The 22,795-nt window shown below is 44.3% G+C and carries 24 protein-coding genes and 1 pseudogene; 10 read left to right on the top strand and 15 right to left on the bottom strand.

The annotated features are described in order from the left end of the window. Positions 1–77: 77 nt before the first annotated feature. The 5 genes from QUA97_RS02985 to QUA97_RS02965 form a co-directional block, all read right to left on the bottom strand. The gene (locus QUA97_RS02985) at positions 78–1,688 is read right to left on the bottom strand and encodes a family 10 glycosylhydrolase (RefSeq protein WP_333192908.1); all 1,611 of its coding nucleotides are present in this window, start codon (positions 1,686–1,688) and stop codon (positions 78–80) included. A gap of 158 nt (positions 1,689–1,846) precedes the next feature. After that, complete coding sequence (locus tag QUA97_RS02980) at positions 1,847–2,644, bottom strand: Rho termination factor (RefSeq protein ID WP_333192906.1); 798 nt, start codon at positions 2,642–2,644, stop codon at positions 1,847–1,849. After that, entirely contained in the window at positions 2,641–4,005 is a 1,365-nt protein-coding gene (locus QUA97_RS02975) for an AAA family ATPase (RefSeq protein ID WP_333192903.1), read from the bottom strand. Before QUA97_RS02975 ends, QUA97_RS02980 begins: the two co-directional genes overlap by 4 nt. A gap of 194 nt (positions 4,006–4,199) precedes the next feature. Continuing rightward, positions 4,200–4,481: a type II toxin-antitoxin system RelE/ParE family toxin gene (locus QUA97_RS02970; protein ID WP_333192901.1), complete on the bottom strand. Its 282-nt coding sequence runs from the start codon at positions 4,479–4,481 to the stop codon at positions 4,200–4,202. Then, entirely contained in the window at positions 4,471–4,713 is a 243-nt protein-coding gene (locus tag QUA97_RS02965) for a CopG family ribbon-helix-helix protein (RefSeq protein ID WP_333091612.1), read from the bottom strand. The genes QUA97_RS02970 and QUA97_RS02965 overlap by 11 nt, the downstream gene beginning before the upstream one ends. A gap of 151 nt (positions 4,714–4,864) precedes the next feature. Between QUA97_RS02965 and QUA97_RS02960 the strand changes: the two genes are divergently transcribed. Then, entirely contained in the window at positions 4,865–6,877 is a 2,013-nt protein-coding gene (locus tag QUA97_RS02960) for an Eco57I restriction-modification methylase domain-containing protein (protein ID WP_333192899.1), read from the top strand. 185 nt (positions 6,878–7,062) lie between these two features. After that, a complete protein-coding gene (locus tag QUA97_RS02955; RefSeq protein WP_194070054.1) occupies positions 7,063–8,427 on the top strand; it encodes an MFS transporter in 1,365 nt (454 codons plus the stop codon). A gap of 324 nt (positions 8,428–8,751) precedes the next feature. Here QUA97_RS02955 and QUA97_RS02950 read toward each other — a convergent pair whose 3' ends face one another. Beyond that, entirely contained in the window at positions 8,752–10,110 is a 1,359-nt protein-coding gene (locus QUA97_RS02950) for a calcium-binding protein (RefSeq protein ID WP_333116808.1), read from the bottom strand. 298 nt (positions 10,111–10,408) lie between these two features. Beyond that, positions 10,409–11,779, bottom strand: coding sequence for an Mbeg1-like protein (locus QUA97_RS02945; RefSeq protein WP_333091606.1), 1,371 nt, complete (start codon positions 11,777–11,779; stop codon positions 10,409–10,411). A 135-nt stretch (positions 11,780–11,914) separates the two neighbouring features. Here QUA97_RS02945 and QUA97_RS02940 point away from each other — a divergent pair, with 135 nt between their 5' ends. From QUA97_RS02940 to QUA97_RS02925, 4 genes are read left to right on the top strand one after another with little or no spacing between them, the layout of a single operon-like run. Further along, entirely contained in the window at positions 11,915–12,124 is a 210-nt protein-coding gene (locus QUA97_RS02940; protein ID WP_194009759.1) for a hypothetical protein, read from the top strand. Continuing rightward, on the top strand, positions 12,124–12,660 hold the full coding sequence (locus QUA97_RS02935; protein ID WP_333192894.1) for a GNAT family N-acetyltransferase: 537 nt from the start codon (positions 12,124–12,126) through the stop codon (positions 12,658–12,660). The genes QUA97_RS02940 and QUA97_RS02935 overlap by 1 nt, the downstream gene beginning before the upstream one ends. A gap of 50 nt (positions 12,661–12,710) precedes the next feature. Continuing rightward, positions 12,711–13,457, top strand: a complete 747-nt coding sequence (locus tag QUA97_RS02930) for a HEAT repeat domain-containing protein (RefSeq protein ID WP_194070063.1) — start codon at positions 12,711–12,713, stop codon at positions 13,455–13,457. Positions 13,458–13,512: 55 nt separating this feature from the next. Continuing rightward, positions 13,513–14,412, top strand: a complete 900-nt coding sequence (locus QUA97_RS02925) for an Rpn family recombination-promoting nuclease/putative transposase (protein WP_333192890.1) — start codon at positions 13,513–13,515, stop codon at positions 14,410–14,412. 278 nt (positions 14,413–14,690) lie between these two features. Here the strand turns inward: QUA97_RS02925 and QUA97_RS02920 are convergent, their stop codons facing one another. The 6 genes from QUA97_RS02920 to QUA97_RS02895 all read right to left on the bottom strand — a co-directional run bounded on the left by QUA97_RS02920 (position 14,691) and on the right by QUA97_RS02895 (position 18,084). Next, the gene (locus QUA97_RS02920; protein WP_442922475.1) at positions 14,691–15,968 is read right to left on the bottom strand and encodes an NAD(P)/FAD-dependent oxidoreductase; all 1,278 of its coding nucleotides are present in this window, start codon (positions 15,966–15,968) and stop codon (positions 14,691–14,693) included. Positions 15,969–15,992: 24 nt separating this feature from the next. After that, complete coding sequence (gene rd / locus QUA97_RS02915) at positions 15,993–16,154, bottom strand: rubredoxin (protein ID WP_333192885.1); 162 nt, start codon at positions 16,152–16,154, stop codon at positions 15,993–15,995. Positions 16,155–16,480: 326 nt separating this feature from the next. Continuing rightward, positions 16,481–17,248 (bottom strand): ChaB family protein, encoded by a 768-nt coding sequence (locus QUA97_RS02910; RefSeq protein WP_333192882.1) that lies wholly within the window; start codon positions 17,246–17,248, stop codon positions 16,481–16,483. Beyond that, on the bottom strand, positions 17,245–17,430 hold the full coding sequence (locus QUA97_RS02905; RefSeq protein WP_194067982.1) for a hypothetical protein: 186 nt from the start codon (positions 17,428–17,430) through the stop codon (positions 17,245–17,247). Before QUA97_RS02905 ends, QUA97_RS02910 begins: the two co-directional genes overlap by 4 nt. Beyond that, complete coding sequence (locus tag QUA97_RS02900; protein ID WP_194067983.1) at positions 17,423–17,794, bottom strand: DUF5615 family PIN-like protein; 372 nt, start codon at positions 17,792–17,794, stop codon at positions 17,423–17,425. The genes QUA97_RS02905 and QUA97_RS02900 overlap by 8 nt, the downstream gene beginning before the upstream one ends. Further along, entirely contained in the window at positions 17,791–18,084 is a 294-nt protein-coding gene (locus QUA97_RS02895; protein WP_194067984.1) for a DUF433 domain-containing protein, read from the bottom strand. Before QUA97_RS02895 ends, QUA97_RS02900 begins: the two co-directional genes overlap by 4 nt. Before the next feature lie 80 nt (positions 18,085–18,164). Here QUA97_RS02895 and QUA97_RS02890 point away from each other — a divergent pair, with 80 nt between their 5' ends. Next, positions 18,165–18,854 carry a polysaccharide deacetylase family protein gene (locus QUA97_RS02890; protein ID WP_194067985.1) on the top strand — a complete coding sequence of 230 codons (690 nt, stop codon included), beginning with the start codon at positions 18,165–18,167 and terminating at the stop codon, positions 18,852–18,854. A 4-nt stretch (positions 18,855–18,858) separates the two neighbouring features. After that, complete coding sequence (locus QUA97_RS02885) at positions 18,859–19,845, top strand: DUF6263 family protein (RefSeq protein ID WP_333192877.1); 987 nt, start codon at positions 18,859–18,861, stop codon at positions 19,843–19,845. Positions 19,846–20,071: 226 nt separating this feature from the next. Here QUA97_RS02885 and QUA97_RS02880 read toward each other — a convergent pair. Beyond that, positions 20,072–20,473: pseudogene (locus tag QUA97_RS02880) on the bottom strand (hypothetical protein); the annotation flags it as partial. 17 nt (positions 20,474–20,490) lie between these two features. Here QUA97_RS02880 and QUA97_RS02875 point away from each other — a divergent pair. Next, positions 20,491–20,634, top strand: coding sequence for a hypothetical protein (locus QUA97_RS02875; protein ID WP_333192876.1), 144 nt, complete (start codon positions 20,491–20,493; stop codon positions 20,632–20,634). A gap of 490 nt (positions 20,635–21,124) precedes the next feature. On the opposite strand, the gene QUA97_RS02870 is transcribed toward QUA97_RS02875, so the two are convergent. After that, positions 21,125–21,313 (bottom strand): AAA family ATPase, encoded by a 189-nt coding sequence (locus QUA97_RS02870; protein WP_228050047.1) that lies wholly within the window; start codon positions 21,311–21,313, stop codon positions 21,125–21,127. A gap of 590 nt (positions 21,314–21,903) precedes the next feature. Between QUA97_RS02870 and QUA97_RS02865 the strand changes: the two genes are divergently transcribed. Further along, positions 21,904–22,764 carry a M20/M25/M40 family metallo-hydrolase gene (locus QUA97_RS02865; RefSeq protein ID WP_194067989.1) on the top strand — a complete coding sequence of 287 codons (861 nt, stop codon included), beginning with the start codon at positions 21,904–21,906 and terminating at the stop codon, positions 22,762–22,764. The last annotated feature ends 31 nt before the right edge of the window (positions 22,765–22,795 follow it).

Below are 22,795 nucleotides of genomic sequence, written 5' to 3'. Positions count from 1 at the left end.
TGCGTTTCACTCTGCCCAACCTACATATCTGCAATCAATCAAAAAATTAGTAAGGTATGCGCTGGGAACCCCACAAACTACAAACTGGCGAAATTAACTTTTGTAACTTCACCGGCGACAACATCAACTGTTTGTTGAACCTGACTTCCGTCAACTTTCAACTGATATGAACCGGGCGAAAGCTCGATCGCCCCAAACCATCCTTTACCATCGGCACGCAGTTGCCGCACCTTGCTGCTAGCATCGATCGCCTGCAAAGTCAAACTCGCACCGTCGCAAGTTCGTTCGCACTGCTGCAAATTTCCGGCGATCGCCCCAGCAGTAGGCCGCGACTTCCAAGGCATATCGGGAACCGCTGCCGGCATGGCCCACACCGGCTGAGTTTGAATTGTTCTGCCCGTAGCGCCGTCAACGTATTGACTCGGCTGCGAGAGGGCGGTGTAAAATAGATCGTTGCTTTTCGGCAGGTATTTCCAAGGCTGGCGGGGTAAATCTCTGCTGTTGCCGCCCGATCGCAGTTCGACGTTGGTGTACAGGTTGCTGCTAGCGTAGGAATACAGCACAGTACCCGCAACGTGATTCCCAAGGGCTGAGGAGGCTTCGGCGCGACGGACTTGCGAGAGGGTGTCTTCGATGTAATTGAGATAATTGCCGGGGCCGATCGCAATTTGGCGGTTGTACTGGTGGTTTTTGGCGTACTCGATCCAGTTGTCATAGGCGAGTTTTTGCGATCGCTTGTATTCGCGCTGGTAAGTCATCGGCATCGCCATGTCGAGAATACCTTCTTCCAGCCAAGCGCGCCAATCTTGCAAAACTTCTTTGTAAGGTTGCGTTTGCATCCAGTCGCGATCGCTTTTCGGGCCGTCTCCCCAGGCGATTGTCGCCGCAGTAATTTTCACGCGCGGTTTAATCGCCAGGGCTTCTACGTATAGCTTCCGCACTAAATTTGTCACTTGTTCGCGCCGCCACTGCATCCAGGCGGGATCTGTAGGTGCGGGTTTGCCCGATCGACCGTTTTGCTGGTTGAAACGGGCGATCGAAGTAGGATTGTAGCCCCAATTCGGGCCGCCGTAGCGGATGTAATCCAACTGCACGCCGTCTACATCGTAGCGCTTCAGCAAGTCCAAATAGACGGAAACTGTATAATCTAAAGCGTCTGGATGGCCGGGATCGAGGAAACCGGGCGATTCCCCCCTGGAAGTCAACATCGCCCAATTATCTCTGCCTGCGACTGAAGATCCGTGTTGTTGCCAAACATGACCGGCGGGAAGTTTGCCGCCAGAAACCACCGGCAGCGTCACCATCCAAGCGTAGATTTCAATGCCTGCGGCGTGGGCTTTGTCAATCAAATCTTGGAGGGGATCGAAACCGGGGGGAACGTTGGGATCGGTGGTGCGGGGTTCGATCGCGCTGGTGTAAAAAGCATCGCCCCGGCGGCGGACTTGGGCGACGATCGCGTTTGCATTGGCCCGCTGTGCGTCTGCAATCAACTTGGTGACTTCTTGAGGCGTTTTGAAACCTGGATTGAATGCGTCCACCCAGAAAGCCCGAAATTCGGCGGTTTGCGGCGGAAGTGTGGCGTTAGCCCGGTTTGGGAGGTTTGAGAACCAGCCGGGAATCAGCAGAAAACTAATTGTTAAGCCGATCGCGAACAGGCTTGACAAAAAGAATGTTTTGTGTGTACGCATGAACAATGTGTGAGAGAGCGTTGAACTGTCTTTTACGGACTTTTGGTCTGAGAGTCCGGTTGACATTTTCGCACATCTTTGCGTTAGAGCAACTTATAGGGCGAAACTTTGTTCTGGAAGGGCGATCGGATGAATTAGCCACCCGATTGAACCTAGTTTTACAGGCTAAATAGCGTTTTAATGATTTTCATTTTTGCTGTATCAATGCCGCATTCAAGTTTGGAAATTGGAGTTAGGCTTTTCCACTTGCCTTTATTCGCGGTGAAGATAGCATCGGCTGTTTTTTCGGCATCGATATTTTCAAAGCCTCCTATTTTATTAGTGGATAAGTAATTGAGGCGATCGAAAATTTCATCTCTTGATGCACGTTTCACACTGACTATTTCAGGTGCTGGCGGTGGCGGTGCAACTGGAGCAGGCGAGAGAAAGAAGACTTTGGCAAGTGCATCCAACTTTTTACCCTTAGTAATGGCACATTTTAAGCTGATAATAGGGTTAAAGTTTGACCAGGTTTCCCGATTGGCTGCTGAAATGCGATTAGCTGCTACAATAACATCCAATCCCTTCAATGCACTTCCTGGTTCTGCAACCAAATATCTAAGTGCAGCGAGAATAGTATCTCTTGATGCTGTGTTCAAGTTAACTTTTGGTATTGTTTCCCTTGCCAGAATTTTAGCTTGCTCAATGTTTTTAGATTCTGGCTCAATGATTATGCACCAGACTCGCTCTAGTTCAGCTTGTTGAGCGACTGCATAAATAAACGAATTGCTGACTACTTGATATTGATAATCACCTGTTTCTTTAACAATCACAGGAATCCAATTGTGTCCGCCAGCTTGCAGAACTGCCTCGGCTGCGGCGGTGATGATAAACTCTGATTCAGAGCAGGGTTCTCCTGGTTCAATATCAGCTAATGGCAGGTGCATCAGCTTACCGATGTCATCATACTTACTCATTCTAAGAAATACTCCTTAATTAGACCCGAATAGTGTTCTAAAGCGATCTTGTTGAGAAAGACAGCGGGAATGTGAGAGAAGGCAGCATTAGCAACACTAGCATAACTGGGAATACTGAAGATAGTTTTAATATCTTTTCCACTTGTAGATTTAGGCCAATAATATGGTAGCAGATCAAAACCATCTTTTTTAGCTTGATCAATTATTTTTCCAATTTCCTGATTGGCTGTCTGAAGGGCAGGATCTGTGAGCTTCTCTCCATTGAAAAAGATTGGTAGGGCAATTGGCCCACCATCTGCTCTTACTTTTTTAATTTCAGGAATAAACTGCGTAATCACCCTAGCTGCATTGTGTAGTGAGGCTAATCCATTATGCTTGGTAGGGATGAGAACAACATCAGAGGCATAAACACTGCTTTGGCTGAAAAATAACCATTGGGTAGGGCAATCAATCAATATGTAATCATATTTAAAAACAAAAGGTTTAAGGATATCTCGCAATCTTTTTGCACCTTTTTGAATTTTTGATTCAGCTAGACGCTGATCTGTAAAGTCTTCCATGTCCTCACTTGATGGAATCACGTCAAAAAAATGTATGATTTTTCCTGGCTTGTCAATGTGAGTAAAATGAACAACTGTTTTGTTAACATCTGCTTTTGTATCAGTCAGACAGTCAGATAAAGTAATAGCTCCTACGTCTAGCCCAAGAGTTCTAGTTAAATCTCTTTGTGAATCAAAATCAACTACTAGAACCTTCTTTTTATCTTTTCGCAAAATTGAGGCTAAATTGAGCGTTGTTGTCGTTTTGCCCACTCCTCCTTTATTGTTATAGATACAAACCGTCAATGCCTGGGGCGGGTTGTCAATCAAAGATTTGATATGTTGGACAGTGGCACTAATATTACTTTTGTTAATCAGAGTGCAAGCAGTTGCTGGAATTACAACTTTCCCATGCCTCCGAAATAACTGGATATGAATGCCATTGGTAATAATGCCCCATTGAGCCGTTTGACATTTAGGAGATAGCAGATATCTTTTAATCTGTTCCCTAGACTCGTTATATTTGGGAGTACCTTCCGCTAAGTTAATTTTAGCTCCTGTCGCTATTGCCCGTCCCTTGCCTTCAACAAGTAAGTAGGGAGCGACAGGAGAGAACAAAAACTTCTCACTCTCAGTATTTTTACGCGCTGCGAAATCTACTTTCTGAGCACCCTGACCTGTTGGAAACTGTGGAAACTGGTCATTTTTAGTGAATCCAAGTGCTTCTATTAGAACCGACACAAATTGAGAGTTGACGATCGCTTCAATGGCATTCTCTGGAATGCTATCTAAAACTTGACCCCAGTTGATAGTTGTCATCATTTACAGTTAGATATTTAAGTAAAATTATAACGCTTGGTTTCAGTTTGTGTCATCGTTAGCTACCTTGCGCTCTAGCTATATGAACAGTCAACATACTTTTGGATAAGTTATATATTTTAGAGTGCGCTTGACATTTTCGCACATCCGTGAGATTTTTGGCGAAAATACACTGAACAGGCGATCGAAAACATCACCTAATTTTCTGGATACTTTCTTGATGTGTGAAGGACTCGGAGAATTTCTACACTTTCTTCTTTTACTCGATAGATGATAAGATAAGATGTATTGGAAATGACAAGTTCTCTAGTAGATTCTACGCGACCAACTCTGCCCGTAAAAGGAAACTCTGCGAGTTGACCTGCAGCACTCTGAATCCTTAAAATTAATTGCCTTGCTGCCTCTGGATTGTCTTTGACAATATATGCGTGAGCCTGTTCTAGATTTCGCAAAGCTTGTCGCAGCCACTTAATTTTCATTAGTCAATTTGGCAAAAACTGCTTGGACTTCATCATCGCCGGCAAAGTCTCCAGCTTCGGCCTCGGCAACCCCTTTGTTAATCTCATCTAGCAGCCATTGATAAATCTCCAGATAAGAAGCGATGGCTTCATTCAAAACATAACTGAGATCCCGATCCATAACAGTAGCGATCGCCCTCAGCGCCTCTTTTTTTTCGCTATCAATTGGAAACGTCACATTTTCTTGATTCATGGCTGCCTCTTGCTGTTAGGGGAAGAGATTAGAATGCTACCATGATAGCCTATAGATCCCAATTTGGGACGAAAATAAACTAAACTGGCGATCCTCTTCGTTGGCGCAGCCCCCGCAGGGGCGGGCTTCACTAACGCACTTTTCTTAACAAATGATAGCACCACAATTTCCAACCCTAGCCATTCCGGGCGACAGCAACACAACAGCCAACAATTTACTCGATCGAGTAGACCTCCTGCGGTTAGAAGTAACCAAAAAACTGCAGCAAAACCAGAGAGGAGAAAAAGGACAATTTTTAACACCTTCCTCAGTCGCAAGTTTGATGGCGGGAATGTTTGAATTTAACTGTCCCGATATATCGCTTTTAGATGCTGGTGCAGGAATTGGTTCCCTGATAGCAGCCGTTGTTTGCGAGCTTTGCCAGCGCCCAAACAAACCGCAAACCATGCAGGTAACAGCTTATGAAATTGATATTATTTTGATTGACTACCTCAAACAAACCTTAGAATTGTGCAGAATTGAATGTCAGAACTTTGGCATAATTTTTACCAGTAAAATTTGCAGAGTAGACTTTATTCAAGAAACTGCTGAAATGTTGAATTCCAATCTATTTACAAACTCAAAAAAACTGGAATTCACCCATGCAATCATCAATCCTCCCTATGCTAAAATCCCAGCTAAATCCCAAGTGCGTACCTGGCTGCGTTCTATAGGAGTAGAAACCGGCAATCTCTACACTGGTTTTATGATTGCCGCCGCTAGCTTGCTCAAACCAAACGGTGAATTAGTGTCAATTACTCCCCGCAGTTGTTGCAACGGTTTATACTTTCGAGATTTTCGTAAAGTCTTCCTACAAATGATGGCTTTACGCCAAATACATATCTTTGAATCGCGACAGGAAATATTTCGCGATGATGCTGTTTTGCAAGAAACAATTATTGTGCGCGCTACAAAACAAATAGAAAAGCCAGATACTGTAACGATTACCTCAAGTAACAGTGCTGATGCCGATCTAATTTTGTGTCATAATATACGATATACTGATGTAGTTAACCCCAAAGATTCCGAGCAATTTATTCGGATTTTGCCCGATGCCCTCAGCCAGCAATTAGTTGAGCAAATGGCTCAATTTACTTGCACGCTACAAGAATTAGGTTTGACAGTTTCCACCGGAAAAGTTGTAGATTTTCGCGTTGGTTCTGACTTGCGGCTAGAACTAGAAAAAGATGCAGTTCCACTGATTTATCCAGCCCATTTATCGGCTGGGTTTGTTGAATATCCCACCGCCACCAAAAAGCACCAAGCTTTAGCAATTACCGAAAAAACTGCTGCACTCCTCGTACCCAACGAACATTATGTTTTGACCAAGCGCTTTTCGTCAAAGGAAGAACAAAAGCGAATTGTTGCAGTTGTTTGGGATTCCGACAAAATTAATAATTCTAGCGTTGGTTTTGAAAACCATTTAAATTACTTTCACCAACAAGGACGCGGATTAGACCTCACTCTAGCGCGGGGATTGACTGTTTATCTAAATTCGAGTTTGGTAGATGGGTTTTTCCGACTGTTCAACGGACACACTCAAGTTAATGCTACGGATTTACGCAATTTGAAGTATCCTAATCTAGAGCAATTACTTTTACTTGGCGCTCAAATAAGAGAAATATTTCCTACACAGCGGGAACTCGATCGACTTGTCGAGACACAACTGCTGAAGGCGACCAATCCGTTAGAAAATAGCCCAATGACAATCAAGAACCGTATTGATGAATCTCTAGAAATACTTGCAGCGCTGGGTTTTCCCAAAGGTCAGCTTAACGAACGTTCCGCCTTAACCCTTCTGGCTTTGCTTGACCTCAAGCCAAAGGATGCTTGGGAATTGGCAAAATCTCCACTTCGGGGAATCACACCAATTATGGAATTTATGGAGGAGGAGTACAGTAAAAAATATGCACCAAATACGCGGGAAACTGTGCGCCGCCAGACTGTGCATCAGTTTCTAGATGCAGGTTTAATTGTTGTTAATCCTGACAGTCCCGAACGTCCGGTGAATAGTCCAAAAACTGCATATCAGATAGAAGAAAGTGCTTTGGAACTGCTGCGAACCTATGGCACTTATGACTGGAACAAGAATGTTCGGGCTTACCTCGTTTCTTTTAACGGATAAAAATTTTTGCAGGCTTATTCAAAAAATGAAAATAGTTTTGAGCCAGAATGATGCTAAAATGCACTATTTATATGGCTGCCGCTGGCATCGGAATGGCATATACTGTGATGCCAGGGGTTGAATTGACCGGAATTGTCGATCGCACTCAGTAAATCAAATAAGTAACTAGGTAAAATATCTCTGCAATGGAAAAAAAGCATAACGCTGGATTGTGGGTATCAGTATTATACTTCGCTCAAGGTCTCCCTTACACCGTCGTTAATTTAATGTCGGTGATTTTTTTGAAAGGTATGGGAACCAGCAACGAATTGATCGGATTGACAAGTCTGTTGTCTTTTCCTTGGGTTTTAAAAGGTTTGTGGGGCCCAGTAGTTGATTTGTATTCCACCAAACGCAAGTGGATTTTAACCACCGAAATCATTTGTGCTTTTCTGTTTGCTTTCCTGGCTTTTGGTGTATTAACGCCTGCACCAATTATTATATCACTTGTGATCTTTACGGCGATCGCCTTTGTGTCAGCTACTCACGACATCGCCATTGACGGATTTTATTTAAACACTCTAAATAAAGACCAACAAGCACTATTTGTCGGGGTTCGCAACACGGCTTATAGAGGTGCTGTCATTGCCGGTAGCGGTTTATTGGTGTTCTTAGCCGGGAAACTGGCCGAAAACCATTTAGTGACCGGAAATACAGGCGACACCAAAATATATCAAAACATTCCGCTGTCACTTTTCGGTTCGGATTTTAGCGTGTCGGCGCTTAACTACGGATGGGCGACAGCCTTTGGCATTTGTGCGATTATGTTTGTGCTGATATATCTCTTTCAGCGGTGGTATCTTCCCTATCCTCGCAATTACGCTCTGGAATCCGACACTCCTCAACAAAGAACCAGCTTTATTGAAGCATTTAAAACTTATTTTCAGCAAGATAAAATAGGTTGGATTGTGGCTTACGTCTTGATTTTTCGCTTGGGCGATGCCTTGACGTTTAAAATGGCTCCTCCATTTTTGATGGATAAAGTTGAGAAAGGAGGATTAGCAGTTTCTACGTCGGATATGGGCTTATTATCCGGTACTTTAGGGGTAATGTTTCTGTTAATAGGAGGGTTGCTGGGCGGCTATTTAATTGCCAAACAAGGATTGAAAAAATGGATGTGGCCGACGGCTATTCTGCAAAATTCGACTAACGTGCTTTATTGGCTATTGGCTATCAATCAACCGGGGATTGAATGGGCTTATGCCGTAAATTCGATCGAGCAATTTACTTACGGACTTGGCGTAGCTGCCTATACAGTGTTCTTGATGCGGACTGTCCGCCCTGAATACGAAGCATCCCACTATGCAATTACAACGGCTTTTATGGCCGCTGGAGTGCTGATTCCGGGCGTTTTTAGCGGCTACTTGCAGGCGAGTCTCGGCTATCAAAATTATTTTTTGATGAGCGCGCTGGCTGTGATTCCCGGTATGCTGACGATTTTCTTTCTGCCCCTAGAAGATGAGAAAAAACTAGCATCCATGCCCAGACCTGGACTGGACGATTTCGATTAATATCAAGTGCGATCGCTATAACTATAATATTCGGGCGGGTCGGGTTTACCAATGTCTGCACTACTTTTGGAGATTTCGGTGAACCCCTCCCTAGAGGAATATTGATGTTTGTAATCATGGAATGAATATAAATCAATACGCTTGGGTTAGCGCTTTCCGACGAATTTCATTTCACGCATTTATGAGAGTTCCCGACTTGTGAAAGGAAATCAGATTATTCTTATCCCAAGCGTATTGGAGTATAAATTATGTGCGCTTGCGTTCATAAAATAAGGACACAACAATGTTGTGTCCCTACCGAATATCTGTATGGCCAGCCGCGAACTAAATCGCAATAAAATCGCTAGCTGTTAGCGGACTCCTTGAAATGCCAGGAATACTGGCAAGAACTTCGCCGTTACTGGCAATTTCGATCGTTGTTGAAACATCGCCTTGAGTAACTTTCAGTTGGTTGAAAGTCAAACCTTTGGTCAAACCGATTAAATCTTGACCCTGTTGAAAGTCTATAATTGTATCTGTACCTGCGCCGGCTCCTAACACTAATACGTCGCGTCCAAGGCCACTAATTAAGATATCGGCACCAATTCCACCAACAAGTGTATCGTCCCCATCTCCCCCATCCAAATTATCATCTCCTTTGCCGCCAAATAGCTGATCGTTGCCGGTGCCACCGCTGATAATATCATTGTTGCGACTGCCGATGAGAGTGTCATTTCCCCCGTTACCAATAATAATATCGTCGCCGCCAAAACCTGTGGCTGTATTGTTGGCATCGTCGCCTAATAAATAATTAGGTTGAGATTGGTTGAGAGCATTTTGGATGGCCAGAATGTTTCCGAAAAAGGATGCTCCCGGAGCGTTTCTCGATTGCTCGAAGGTGCTGCGCGATTGCAGGGCAGCTCCCAATTCTGGCAGCACAAAGTCTACGCCAGCTAGCAGTTCTAAATAATCTGAATCTGTAAAAGTAAACTCTGGGCTGCTCAATTGGTTGGCAGAAATTTCTGTTTGAGTAAAACCGAGAGGAGGAGTTGTTAATAAACCTGTTTGCGTGTGCTTTTCTAGAACTAATAGCGGGTTAATAATCGGGTTGGTAAATGTTTGTAAAAACACTTTTCCTGGCAGAAAAGCTTCTCCTCCCAAACTCACAAAGTCGCCGCTAACAATGTAGTGAGTTACATTTTTGCTGGTACCGGCTTTCTGTGTAAAAGTATTGACTGTGCTTTGATCGACTCCGGGAGAATTGAATGTCACCACATCTCCGATCGCAGATGTGAATTCGCTGGCGGCTAGCTGGGTTAAGGCACCGCCCAAGCTGTGTCCGAGAACGTCTGGTGGCAAGCGGCCGGGATTTTTGGCTGTATTTTGACCGATTTCTGTCAGCCAATTTCCTAGGGCTTGTTTGTTGGCTTCAAATTGGTTGAAACCGATGCCTCGCGGGTCTGTGTTGGCAACTTCGTCGAGCGGTTGGTCAACGCCCCGAAATACGAGAACTGGCGGTTTGTCTGGGGTGGTGGATATTAAGCCGATCGCGTGAAACCCAGTTGTCGGATCGTCAAAGGTGCGATCGATTTGGTAGCCGGCAGCGCTCAAACCAGTTTGAACTACAGTTTGAAACTGGGGGTTGTCATCTATGTAAGCAACTTGTTTCGCTAAATTTTCGTAAACGGCGGGGGAGGAAGGCATATTTTTTATTTCCTGTATTTGAATTGGGCATTAGTGTTTAACCTGGTTAATTGATTTTACTGTAAATTTGATTAATTAACAATATTAATTTATCCAATTTTGTAGTTATAAAATTGTAAAATCATAACCAAAAAAGCCAATAAAACTTAGCAAAAAATACGTCATATTTTTTGCTAAGGTTTGTTCGCTTTTACGATATAGCGGTTCTCAAAAAAGTGAGGTATGCCCCATGCTCAATGCCGGATAGTACCTCATCTTTTTGAGAAAGGCTATACCAAAACTACAAATTTTTCTCGTACTAAAGCTGCACAAAATCAGACTGAGTAATCTCGCTAGCCGACACGCCTGTGAGAGTAGCCAGAATTTCGCCAGTAATTGGGATAGAAATTACAGCTCCCTCACCACCTTGGCGGACTATAATTAGAGGAAAAGTTAGCCCCCGCGATAGTGCAATTAAATCTTCACCCTTTTTAAAATCGACAATTACATCGCCTCCGCCGCCGGATTCCAATACAAAGCGATCGCGCCCCGCACCGCCGATCAAAATATCGTTGCCAAACTCGCCGGACATCAAATCGTTTCCGTCGCCACCCTCCAAATAATCGTTATCTCTGCCGCCGTACAAGAAGTCGTCACCCTCATCACCGGTGATGCTGTCATTACCTCGATTTCCTCTGAGAGTATCGTTACCTCTGCTGCCGATCATGGTATCCTCGCCCTTGCCACCGGTAGCAGTATTGTTGCGAATGTCGCCCAATAAATAATTCGATTGCAGAGGAGCTAAACCGTATTGTATTTCTCTGATTAACTGCACAAAAGAAAATTCTGGTGCTGTTCTCAAACTCTCTACACCCGATCTCTTTCTCATTGCTATTGACACACTGGGCAGGGCAAAATTTAGCGCTGCGATAAATTCGTTAAAATCTGAGTCGTTGTCGTTATAAGCAAAGTCGGGTTGGTTTAAGTCTTCGACGGAAATTTGCCTCTGGAAAAAATCTGCGGGCGGAGCGCTTAATAAATTTTCTGTTCGATGTTTTGCCAAAACAGTTAAGGGATTAATGCTCGGATCTGTAAAATTTTGGATAAATACTTTTCCCGGTATAAATGCTTCGCCAAACAAGCTGACGAAATCTCCGCTGACAATGTAGTGATTGACATTTTTGTTGCCAACTCTGCTGAGATTTTTCCGAAAAGCGTTGAATGTAGTGGTTGAGACTCCGGGAGAGTTGAAGGTAAATATGTCGCCGGTGATAGATGTGTATTCGGTGGCTGTGATTTGAGCGATCGCTCCGCCCCAACTGTGACCGACGATATCGGGCAATAATTTGCTGGGGTTTTTAGCAGTATCTTGACCGATTTCTGTGAGCCAGCTTTTGATGCTATCTTTGTTTTTTTCAAATTCTGGTAAGCCGATGTCGCGGGAGTCGGAAAACATAGTATCGCCGTCGATGAAATCTGTACCTCTAAATACGAGGACTGGCGGATTTCGGGAGTCGGAGGAACCGAAGCCGATCGCATAAAATCCAGTTTCTCGGTCGTCGAATATGCGATCGATATAGTAGCCGTTAGTATCCAGGAAACGCGCCACGTCATTCTGCGCGTTGGGCTTTTGATTCAAAAAAACAATTGACTTAGCTAGAGCTTCATAAACTGCTGGCGAGGCACTCATAATCTTATATTTTGTGTTTGTTGGTACTGGCGATCGCTCTTTTTGAGAGCTAATTGTCCAATGGCAGCATTATAGCTGACAAGATTTGTATGGTACAATTGATAAAATCAACTCAAGAATTAAGTTTTTGCGGTTATGGCTATCATTCGTCAATACATTGCTCCCTTTATAGCGATATTAATATTTTTCGTAGCTCTGGTATCAGTCAGCGCTCGCATCTTTTTGCCGGCTGACATGGCTGCCCCGGCACCGATTGAGGAAGAGATCCCCCAAAAGCAAGCAGCAGTGGTGAATCCAATTTTCTTGGGCCTAAATGATGTCGCTCTCGGTGTCCGAGTCCGTTGATGTCTGCTCAACTAATACCGGGCTACGCGCTGCGATCGGGATCGGGACTCGATCGGGCAAAACTGGTAAAGTTCCTGCACCGGACTTACCGAGAGCTTTACCCGGATGGGGAATTGGGACATTTGTCTCAAACTGTCGAACAGTATTTTTCTAACCAGACGCCGCTTTGGTGGATAGAGTGCCTGAAAAACAGCCCCCAAGAGCAAGAAAGTTTGCCCGTGCTTCCCTCGCAGTATCTCAATCCCAAATCTCCAGCGCCAAATTCCAAATCGGTTGTCGGATGTTTGTGGCTGGGAAATGCGATCGACCAAACCACTGGATTGCGCCACGGTCACATTTTTTTGCTATACATCGCGCCGGAACACCGCCGTCAGGGACTCGGTGCAGCTTTAGTGATTCATGCTGAAAATTGGGCACGTTCCAGGGGCGATCGGCAAATTGGTTTACAAGTTTTTTTGAGCAATCAGCCTGCTATGAATCTCTATCAAAAGTTAGGCTATCAAAGCCATTCTGTCTGGATGAACAAATCACTTTGACGGCTGACTCAGTTGCACCCGTAGCATCCTCAGTGCGGTAAAGTTTTTTTATGAACAATAACGACTACCCCAACACCCTTGATACTGAGACGGAACTGGAAAGCCCTTTGGATCGATTTGACGTATCCGAACCCCCGCTGCCAGATCCAGAGGAAATGCTGCCTTTGCTGGAATCCCCGGAACCTCAGCACCGGATGATTGCGGCGCGGGCTTTTTGCGAATTGCAGGACGATCGCGCGATTTCGCATTTAATTAATTTGTTGAGAGACGGTTGCCCCTTGGTGCGGGTAAGCGCGTCCTATGCTTTGGGGCGAAATCCGAGTCCCGATGCTGTGGAACCGCTCATCGAGCAGCTTAACTGCGACTGGAACGGTTACGTTCGCAAAGGGGTAGTTTGGGCCCTGGGAAATTGCAGCGATCCCCGCGCTTTGCCATCTTTAATTGATGCTTTGAGAACTGATATTTCGGCGGTACGTTTGTGGGCGGCGAGTTCTCTGGGTCAAATGGCAAAAGTTGGTTACTATGTGGTGATTGCAGCGATTCCGCCGCTTATTGAATCGCTGCGGGGAGATGCTGTATCTGCTGTGCGGAGCAACTCTGCTTGGGCGATCGGACAACTGGCGCGGGAATTGCCGAATAATGTAGTGTACGCTGGGGCGATCGACGCTTTAATTGAATCTTTAGAAGAAGATGCAGATATGGGCGTGCGGGAAGATGCAAAATCTTCCCTGTTGCGAGTCGGCGACCCGCGCGGATTGCAGATAATTGAAGATTTAGAAATGGAAGGAATTTTGTGATCTAATTATCGCAATAAAATACCGATTACTAATTCCCCCTTACCCGTTACCAATTATGACATTCATCAATCCTAAAACAGATTTTGGCTTCAAAAAGATTTTTGCTTCGCCTCAGAGCAAAGAAGTTTTGATTAGCTTCCTGAATGCGATGCTCTACAACGCACAGCCGACAATTCAAGATTTAGAAATCATCGACCCCTACGCCGCACCAAGCATAACTGGTTTAAAAGACACTTACCTGGATGTCAAAGCCAAAATTACAGGCAACAAAACTGTCATTATCAAAATGCAGGTAATTAATGTAGAAGCTTTTACTAAGCGTGTCATATACAATGCAGCCAAAACCTACGCGACTCAGCTCAAACCGAGAGAAGGCTACTCAAAATTAAATCCTGTGATTGCTTTAACAATTACAGATTTTGTGCTGTTTGAAAATACCGAAAAATTTCTCACCCATTTTGTTTTTAAAGAAGTTGAAGAAAACATCGAATATTACAGAGAAATAGAATTATTTTTTGTAGAACTGCCGAAATTTAATAAAGAACTGGAGCAAGTCGAAAACCTGATTCAAAGCTGGGTTTATTTTATCAAAAACGCTACTAAACTTGATGAAATTCCCGAAAAATTTGCATCAATACCAGAAATTAATACAGCTTTTTCCATCGCCAGCAAAACTAATTTAAGCGTTGATGAATTAGCCGAATTAGAAAAGCGAGAAATGTTTTTTGAAGACCAGCGCGGTGCTATTACTAAAAGCCGCAAAGAAGGCATAATTGAAGGACAGATAGCATTAATTCTGCGTCAAATAGCGCGGCGCACAGGTGAGGTTTCGCCGGAAATTCAAACTCGCATCCAGCAGCTATCTCCCGAACAATTGGATGATTTAGGTGAAAATTTGTTGGATTTTAGCAGTCAAGAGGATTTGATTGCTTGGCTTGAATCGGTTTCGGGATGAATCTCTACACTCATTTAGTTCGATCGAGAGGACTTGAATCTTCTTTTTGTCTTTGAGTCCATCAGGACTAAAGTCCTTACTGCAAACCGATTTTATTGTTTGTATAGCAGCGGTTGAAAGCGCGATCGTCCGATCTAATCTCACAAGTCAGGTTCCCGATCGCCACTCCCCGCCTTTACCTGAGAGAAACCGGGTTTTTTACCAAATCTGCGGGTATAAACCTATATTTTCCCAAAAAACCCGGTTTCTGACTGTATCGCAAATCCCAAATCCCCAATCTACAATCCCAAATCGTCCGATTTGCCGATCGCGATTCCAGCCAACCACGCCGTAGTCCACGCACTTTGGAAGTTGAAACCACCCGTCACGCCGTCGATATCCAAGATTTCGCCAGCAAAGAAAAGTCCCCGACAGCGGCGGCTTTCCATTGTTTTGAAATCGACTTCTTTTAAGTTAACACCGCCGCAGGTGACGAATTCTTCCTTAAATGCGCCTTTTCCAGAAATCTGATATTCGCCTTGAATGAGTTCTAGCAGGAGGCGATCGAGGATTTTGTTGGATAAGTCGGCCCAGCGTTTTTGTTCGTCAATGCCGATCGAACTTGTCAAACGTTCCCAGAGGCGGCGCGGTATTGGAAACGGACAGCTAGAGGCGATCGATCTGTGCGACAACTGCGATTTAACCGCTAGCAGTTGCTGCCGCAAAACCTCCGCATTGTACTGGGGAAGCCAATTAACCAGCACAGATGTTTTATAATGGCGATCGTGCAAAAATCTCGCACCCCAAGCCGAAAGTTTGAGTACAGCAGGCCCGCTTAAACCCCAGTGAGTAATTAGCAAAGGCCCGCTTTGTTCTAATTTAGCTCCCGGCAATTTCACCTTAGCATTAGGAACCGAAATTCCGGCTAAATCTTTGATTCTGCTGTCAGAAATATTAAAAGTAAATAGAGAAGGAACGGGCAGTTCTACAGTATTACCTAACTCTTTTGCCCACTTAAAACCCGACGGATTGCTACCTGTAGCGAGCAGAATGCGATCGCACTGCAATTTTTCCCCGGATTTCAACTCAATTTCAAATCTAGTTTCATCCGTAGGGGCAGTGCCCCCTTGTTCGCCCTCTGCGTTATTGCCAGTTAATTTATGTACTGAAACGACTGCATCGCCCGTGCGAATTTTCACACCTGCATCCTCAGCAGCTCGGATCAAACAGTTAACAATTGTCCCCGAATCATCTGTAATCGGAAACATTCGCCCATCTTCTTCTGTTTTCAATTTCACACCGTGACTGGCAAACCAATCAACAGTATCGCGGGGTTGAAATCGAGTAAAAGCACCGCGCAGAGCTTTCCCTCCTCTGGGGTAATTCTGCACTAAAACACCGGGGTCAAAACAAGCATGAGTGACGTTGCAGCGCCCGCCACCGGAGATGCGAACTTTTGCTAGGACTTGTCGGCCAGCTTCTAGTAAAGTGACGCGGGCCTGGGGGTAGGTTTTCGCGCAGGTAATTGCACTAAAAAAACCCGCTGCACCGCCACCTATGACTGTAATTTTGAGGATTCGATCGGACAAATTTTTTCTCGCTTATTCTTCTGGTTCAAAATCGGATTTTGCCACCCCGCAAGTGGGACAAACCCAATCTTCGGGGATATCTTCAAAGGCAGTACCGGCAGCTATGCCTCCGTCGGGGTCGCCTACTTCTGGATCGTAGACGTAATTGCAAGCTGTACAAACGTATTTTTGCATTTGCTTAACTCAATTTTAAATTGTAAGCCTGTAGATTGTAGTTGATAACGCAACCTAATGCAATATAGCAATCCTAAATTAGTCGTAAATTTTTTACCCCACCCCAACCCTCCCCTTACCAAGGGGAGGGACTAAGAAATTCACAAATGATTTAGGATTGCTATATCACTTTCAAAAAGTAATGAGACTTTCGGTAATTTCCAAGTCTTTACGAATTAAGTTGTGCACCATTTTTAAATCTAAAATCTAAAATCTTCAAAGCCTCCAGAACAGCAGTTCTAGAGGCTTGATGGTGTTTTTTATTAGTTTACTGCGCGATTGCAAGACTAGACTTTCGCTAAAGGCTTAGTCCAAACGCCGGTTTCATCTTCTTCGTACTGCTGGTGAATGGCTTCCCAGGCGGTGTGTTCTGCTTGTATCGAGTCGTTGCTTTCGTCAAATGCGGTGTTGTAGGATTCGATGAAGGTTTTTTGTGCTGCTTCCGACAGGTGCGATCGCACTTCTGGAGATAAGTCTGCCGGACTGTTGCAGCGACCTTTGACGGCGCGCGGCAGCGTCATCTCGCTAACTGAAACTTCTTCGCCACCTGCACTTTCTAGCAATAGTTGAAATTCGCCCGATTTATCTGCGGCGACTTCTGCCATCACGAGAAATTCGCCTGCTTCAACGCGGGTTTGATAGATAGTTGCTTTCTCTTCGGGCATTCCCAAAGCGACTAAAGCGGAAACTAGACCAGCACCGGCCGAACCTGCGATCGCGCCGCTAGCTGCACCCAACAGTACAGCACCCAGCGGGCCTGCGGATACTACTGCACCGACAAAGGGAATAAACAGCACGCCCACGCCAGTTAGCAAACCCAAAAAAGAACCGAATAAGGAACCAAAAATCGCCCCGCTTCGCAAGCCTCCTAAAATTACATCTTTTTTAGTCAGAAAGCCGGCAATTTTAGTTTTAGACTGAAAGTTTTTGCCCATTACGGAGATGTGGTCGCGGGAGACTCCGCGATCGAGCAACCGCCGAATTACGCCGTCTAATTGTTCTTCTTCCTTAAATACGGCTGAAACTGTGCGTTCTGCTAGATATTCCTCTGTCATTGTTTCTCCTTGATGGTTTGTCGATTAGTTGTGCTGGTATTTAGTATAGGAGGACACTGTAGGGCGATCGCATCGATCTTGAGATAGAGGTGAATGCGATCGGAGATAGTTTGAGGCTCTATCAAAAGAGTTAAGGAATTTTGTAATTGGCGATCGTTCAACTCTGACAAAGACTTATTCATCTCTGATATAAGTCCCCAAATATTCCAAGTTATTTATCATTTCCTCTGCTGATTTAGTAGCCATCATAGTCACAATTCCTCGCATTTGCTCGCCCACTGAGTAACGCTGTTGTTGTGCAATAATGATTCCGGCATGATTTCTATCTTCCGCTAAAAATTGACTGTGCAAACTGCTGAAATCTCTCCTATTAAAGCTGTAAATGACTCGCCCTTGCTCAGTTGCCCAAATTAGCTGTTCTTCATCTACATAGCTGACTCTGTTAGCTTCTGAGGTAGTCAACACGTCTATTCCAGAATTTCGCAGAGCCAATATCAGAGCTTGTTTCTGAATATCTTCATCTAGATACAAACGAATTTGAGTCACGATACATTACCTACCATAGATTCTGCTTCCAAGCGCTCCCACTCAGCATTTTCTGCTGCTATATCCGCGTCGATTTGGTCTTTGTTCGCATAATAGTAGGCTAATGCGCCATAAATTTGTGCTAAATTCAAGTGCGGTTTTTCATCAAGAATTTGTTCTGGAGTCAGCCCAGCATTGAAATCAATAGCAATATTTTCTACGGTAATTCGAGTTTCGGCGATGCGGGGACGGCCGCCGCAAGTTCCCGGCGTGCGGACAATTAGCGTTCCTATATCAACGGCAGTTGTCATATTTACCTCGATTGAGTTAACTTTATTTTATTGTAGCGCAGCTTCATTTCTACCCGATCGCACTTTCGCAACATTAACCAATGCCACTAGCACCTTTGTTTCCTGTCGTTCATCCCATCCTCAAATCTGCTTTTCCCAGATGTCTGTGGACGGGAGATATCAACAGCCGAGAAATTGCCCTAACATTTGACGACGGGCCGCACCGTCAGCACACACCTCAACTGTTAAAAATTTTAGATAAATACGACATCAAAGCTAGTTTTTTCTGGCTAGGTTTTTGCGTGGACAGGCATCCAGAAACGGCTAAAGAAGTGTGCGATCGCGGACACTGGATAGGCCTCCACGGCTACCAGCACGTATCGTTTGCCAAACTCAAAACCCACGAACTAAAACAAAGTTTAGAAGACACGCAGAAAGCAATTGCCAAAGCTTGCGATTTAGATCGAAAATTAATCCGCGACGTGCGGCCGCCGAACGGCATTTTTACGCCGCGAACATTAGAGTTATTGCAACAGTGGGAATATCGTCCCGTAATGTGGAGTGTCGTCCCGGAAGATTGGGTGCGGCCGGGGGTGATGAAAGTTACTAGCCGCGTCGTGCAGCAAACAGAAAACGGTTCAATTATTGTACTCCACGACGGCTATTCTGGCGGCGAAGATGTTGCGGCTGCTGCTGATAAAATAATTCCATTGCTTTTGTATAAAGGTTACAAGTTTGTAACAATCGATCGACTGTGGCAACAGGCAAATATTCAAATAACCGGAAATTAAGTCAATGAAAAAAACACTGTTTATTACATCTCTTTGTTTGGCAAGTGCCGGATGGGCGATCGAGCTTTCTCCTGCGTCCCTCAGTGCTGAGATTCCACTTGTCGTTCAGCAGCCAGCCGGTGACGTATCCGAGCCTAGGATGGACGCGAAACCCGTTCAAGTCGAACTGCTAAATCCCGGAGTGGAACCCCGACAACAGTTGCGTTTAAAACCAAGTTTAGGTGTTAAACAAACGACTACTATGGCTGTAAAAATGGAGATGGAAGTGTCTACAGCCGACAGAAGTACGAAGGTGAATAAAGTTCCGACAATGGTCTTAACTATAGACACAAAAGCCACGAAACTTGATACTAATGGAGATATTCACTACGATTTTTTATACGCTAGCGCCGATATTGCTGCTGATACTCCAAATTTGCCAACTGCGGCCCTAGATAGTATGCGATCGGCAGTTAAAAAGTTAGTTGGATTGAAAGGTTCTTTCATCATGGATAGTCGGGGCGCGAGTAAAGGAGGTAGCTTTACTTTGCCGGAAGAAGCGGACAACAACACCAAACAAATGGTTCAAAATATGTCTAAATCTTTACAACAGCTTGCCTCGCCTCTGCCGGCAGAAGCAGTTGGGAAAGGCGCTAAATGGCGCATCTCTTTTCCATCTAATGTCAGTGGCATGAATGTGAATCAAACTGCTACCTATGAATTGATTGGCTTGCAAGATGGAGTTGCTACTCTCAAAACTAGCGTAGAACAACAAGCAAATCCCCAAAATTTGACTTTATCCCAATTACCTGCTGGCTCTACTATGGCCATAAAATATTTTGCGTCTCAGGGTCAGGGAGAAGTTATAATGCGACTGAATCAATTAATGCCTGTTCGTTCTGTCGTCTCTATCAATTCTAATTCTGAAATAAGCATTAAAGTGGCAGGGAAGCCCGAAGAAGTAACAATTAAAACAAAATTGTTGATGGAGATGACTTTGGATTCTAAATAAGCGCTCCATCGGGTTGGAATACCTGATATAGCAACCGCCAAGGTTGTTAAAGCATTTATGGTTATGGAACCTTTCGACTACGCTCAGGGAGCAATGACCAAAGGGCCTTGGCGACTGCTATACTCAGGGCTATTTCATTCTAAATATATCTTTGAGTATGCTACAACTAAAGCCAGCGAGACGTTGAGCTTGAGCCATGTTTTGAAAGCCATGCTCGGGATACAAATTAAGGGCAAAGTTTCGTGGGATTGCCCAATACTGAACGAGTCCAACGGTGCGAATGCGACAAGCATCTTCTAGGCCGGGTGACATCACGGACATAATGGACTTTGTTTTCGACTCCCCAATAGCCTCGAATTCTTTGAGCAAGGCAAGCTGCTGTTTCAGTTAATGAAGTGACGTAGTAGCGAGTTTCGGTAGATAATTCAATGATGTTCGCTCGATAGACATGGCGTTCGGATGCAATTCTAATTAAGGTTTTTAGTCCCTGAAAAGCAGGAATTCCCGTCAAGTCTTGACTGATGCTGACGGTACGTTTTTCAATCCAACCATGCCCTTTATTAATCTGGAATGACGTTTCTTGTGCTTGAAATGTGGCTTGTACTGCGGTCAATAATCCAGATTGATTACCTGGGAGTGCACGTAATGATTGCTACTATCAATTATGGTGTGAGCAGTTTTTTTTGGGTGCTGATGGCATCAAAAGCGAACACAACACCTTTGAGTGCCATCTGCTCAATAAAAGCAGGGATTGCCGGGATTTCATGGGTTTTTGAATCTACGTCATAGGGATCGAGAATCAACCCACGTTCTACAATGTAGGCACAAACCCAGCATCATTGCTGCATGGGAATCGACTGTTGGGTCGTCACCTTGACATTCATAGGAGCCGCGCAATACTTTCCCATCCAATGCAATCGTTTCTCCTGGCAAAGGTTGAATCCCGAAAAACCTCGATAAACAACCAGAATAAGTCTGATATTCTAACCGCAATAATGTCCGCCGAATCGTGCCCTCCGGAGGGTAAGGGCCCCGAAGGCGGTTGAAATAAAGTTACTAATTGCTCGTGATGGGCTTTTAAGCAATCCCCAATCGCCAGAAATCCACGATTTCCGGCAGCAACACCTAAGGTAAACAAGGCGGTGTCACAGTGCTTGATGATGGCGTTTTCCTGCTCTTCGACGGGTATTGGGTAGGTCTGCAAAGGCTTCGACAATGGCAATTTGAGACATCACATATCCTGTGAATGACTACGATAGTTTATTATCATATCAGCTACTCAATCTGAATGAAATAGCCCTGGGGTTGTAATAATGACTTGTTTGTCATGTTTTTTTGCTAATTGGACTAATTCTTGCATTAATCGGCGGCACAATCGGGGGTTGAGGGAAGCATCTATGTTATCTATTGCAAAAAATTTAGGTGTGATATCGCTGACGAATAAGGTAAAGTAAAAAAGTAAAAACAAAAATCCTTCATTCGAGCTTCTTTGGTCAAAGTAACTTAAATCTGTATCTAAGTACCTATGTGTGATTTGGATAGAATTTTGCAGTGCTGCTAAATTGTGAGGAATTTCAAAATCTTTAAACTAATCTATCAATGGCAGCTGTGTTTTGATTAGATTAAGCTTGTCTTTATTTTGGTCTGCACTCAAGACATTTATAAGTTTAAATAAGCCTTCGCCATTAATGCCTAATGGTTGAATTTGTCCTACTTTTTCACAAACTCGTAACCTTTGGTTTTCTGGTGAGTAAATTATAAATTCATTTAATTCAAATATGGGAATCAAGGATTCGGCATCCTTTTGAAGGTTAAACCATTTTTGTTTAAAAAACTCTGTTTTTTTTCAAAAGAGATGTAAATTTATCTAGGCCCCATGTTTCCAAATAAAGAAAATAGCAGCATTTTTTATAGAGGTTTCAGTATAATCAAAAAAAAATTACTAACCCACTGAGAATAAGGATAATTATCCTATGGAGTTATAATTTTCGATTCTGACTTCTCCAATCATAATTCAATCCCATATAATCTGAGTGTACTCATTGTATCTGCGATCGCATGGATCTCAAAGAACGCCTGCAGGGCCACCTAATTCAAATTGTACGCGATCGCAATCCTTACTTAGCCTCCGCAGGACATTTCTATGTCCAGCAATACATCCGCGAACAGTTGGGACAGTGGGGTACTGTAGAAATCGACGATTTTGCAGTGCGCGGGCGAATTCATCACAATTTTATCTTGGATTTACCCCCCCTCAATCTCCCCCTTGCTAAGGGGGGGAAGCAAGAAAATTTGCCGATCGTAATTGGTGCTCATTACGATTCTGTACCCGGTACGCCTGGGGCTGATGATAATGCTACTGGGCTGGCTGTTTTGCTGGAACTCGCAAGGAATCTCGCACTTCAACCGCTAAAATATCCAGTACAATTAGTGGCCTTCGATATGGAAGAATACGGTTGTTGGGGAAGCAGCCATCATGCTGCTAACTTAAAAAAACAAAAACAGCAGATTCGGTTGATGATTTCTTTGGAAATGTTGGGTTATTGCAACAACAAACCCAACTCCCAAAGCTATCCGGCGGGACTAAAATATTTTTATCCTAATATTGGCAATTTTATTGCTTTAATTGGGAACTTGCGGACTGTTCGCGATATGATTACTTTGAGCGGGAATATTCGCAAATCTGGTCAGCCTTGCGAGTGGTTGCCGGTGCCGAATCGAGGTTTGATTGTGCCGGATACTCGCCGCAGCGATCATGCTCCTTTTTGGGATAATGGTTATCCGGCTATTATGGTGACGGATACGGCTAATATGCGGAATCCGCATTATCATCAAGCGAGTGATAAGATTGAGACTTTGGATTTGGATTTTCTTGCTGGTGTTTGTCGGGGTTTGGTTGAGGCTATTGGGTATCTATAATTTTATTTTAACGAACCGCGAAGACGCGAAG

Source organism: Microcoleus sp. CZ3-B2, from assembly GCF_036705055.1.
GTDB lineage: Bacteria > Cyanobacteriota > Cyanobacteriia > Cyanobacteriales > Microcoleaceae > Microcoleus.
This window is presented reverse-complemented; position numbering and strand designations above follow the sequence as displayed.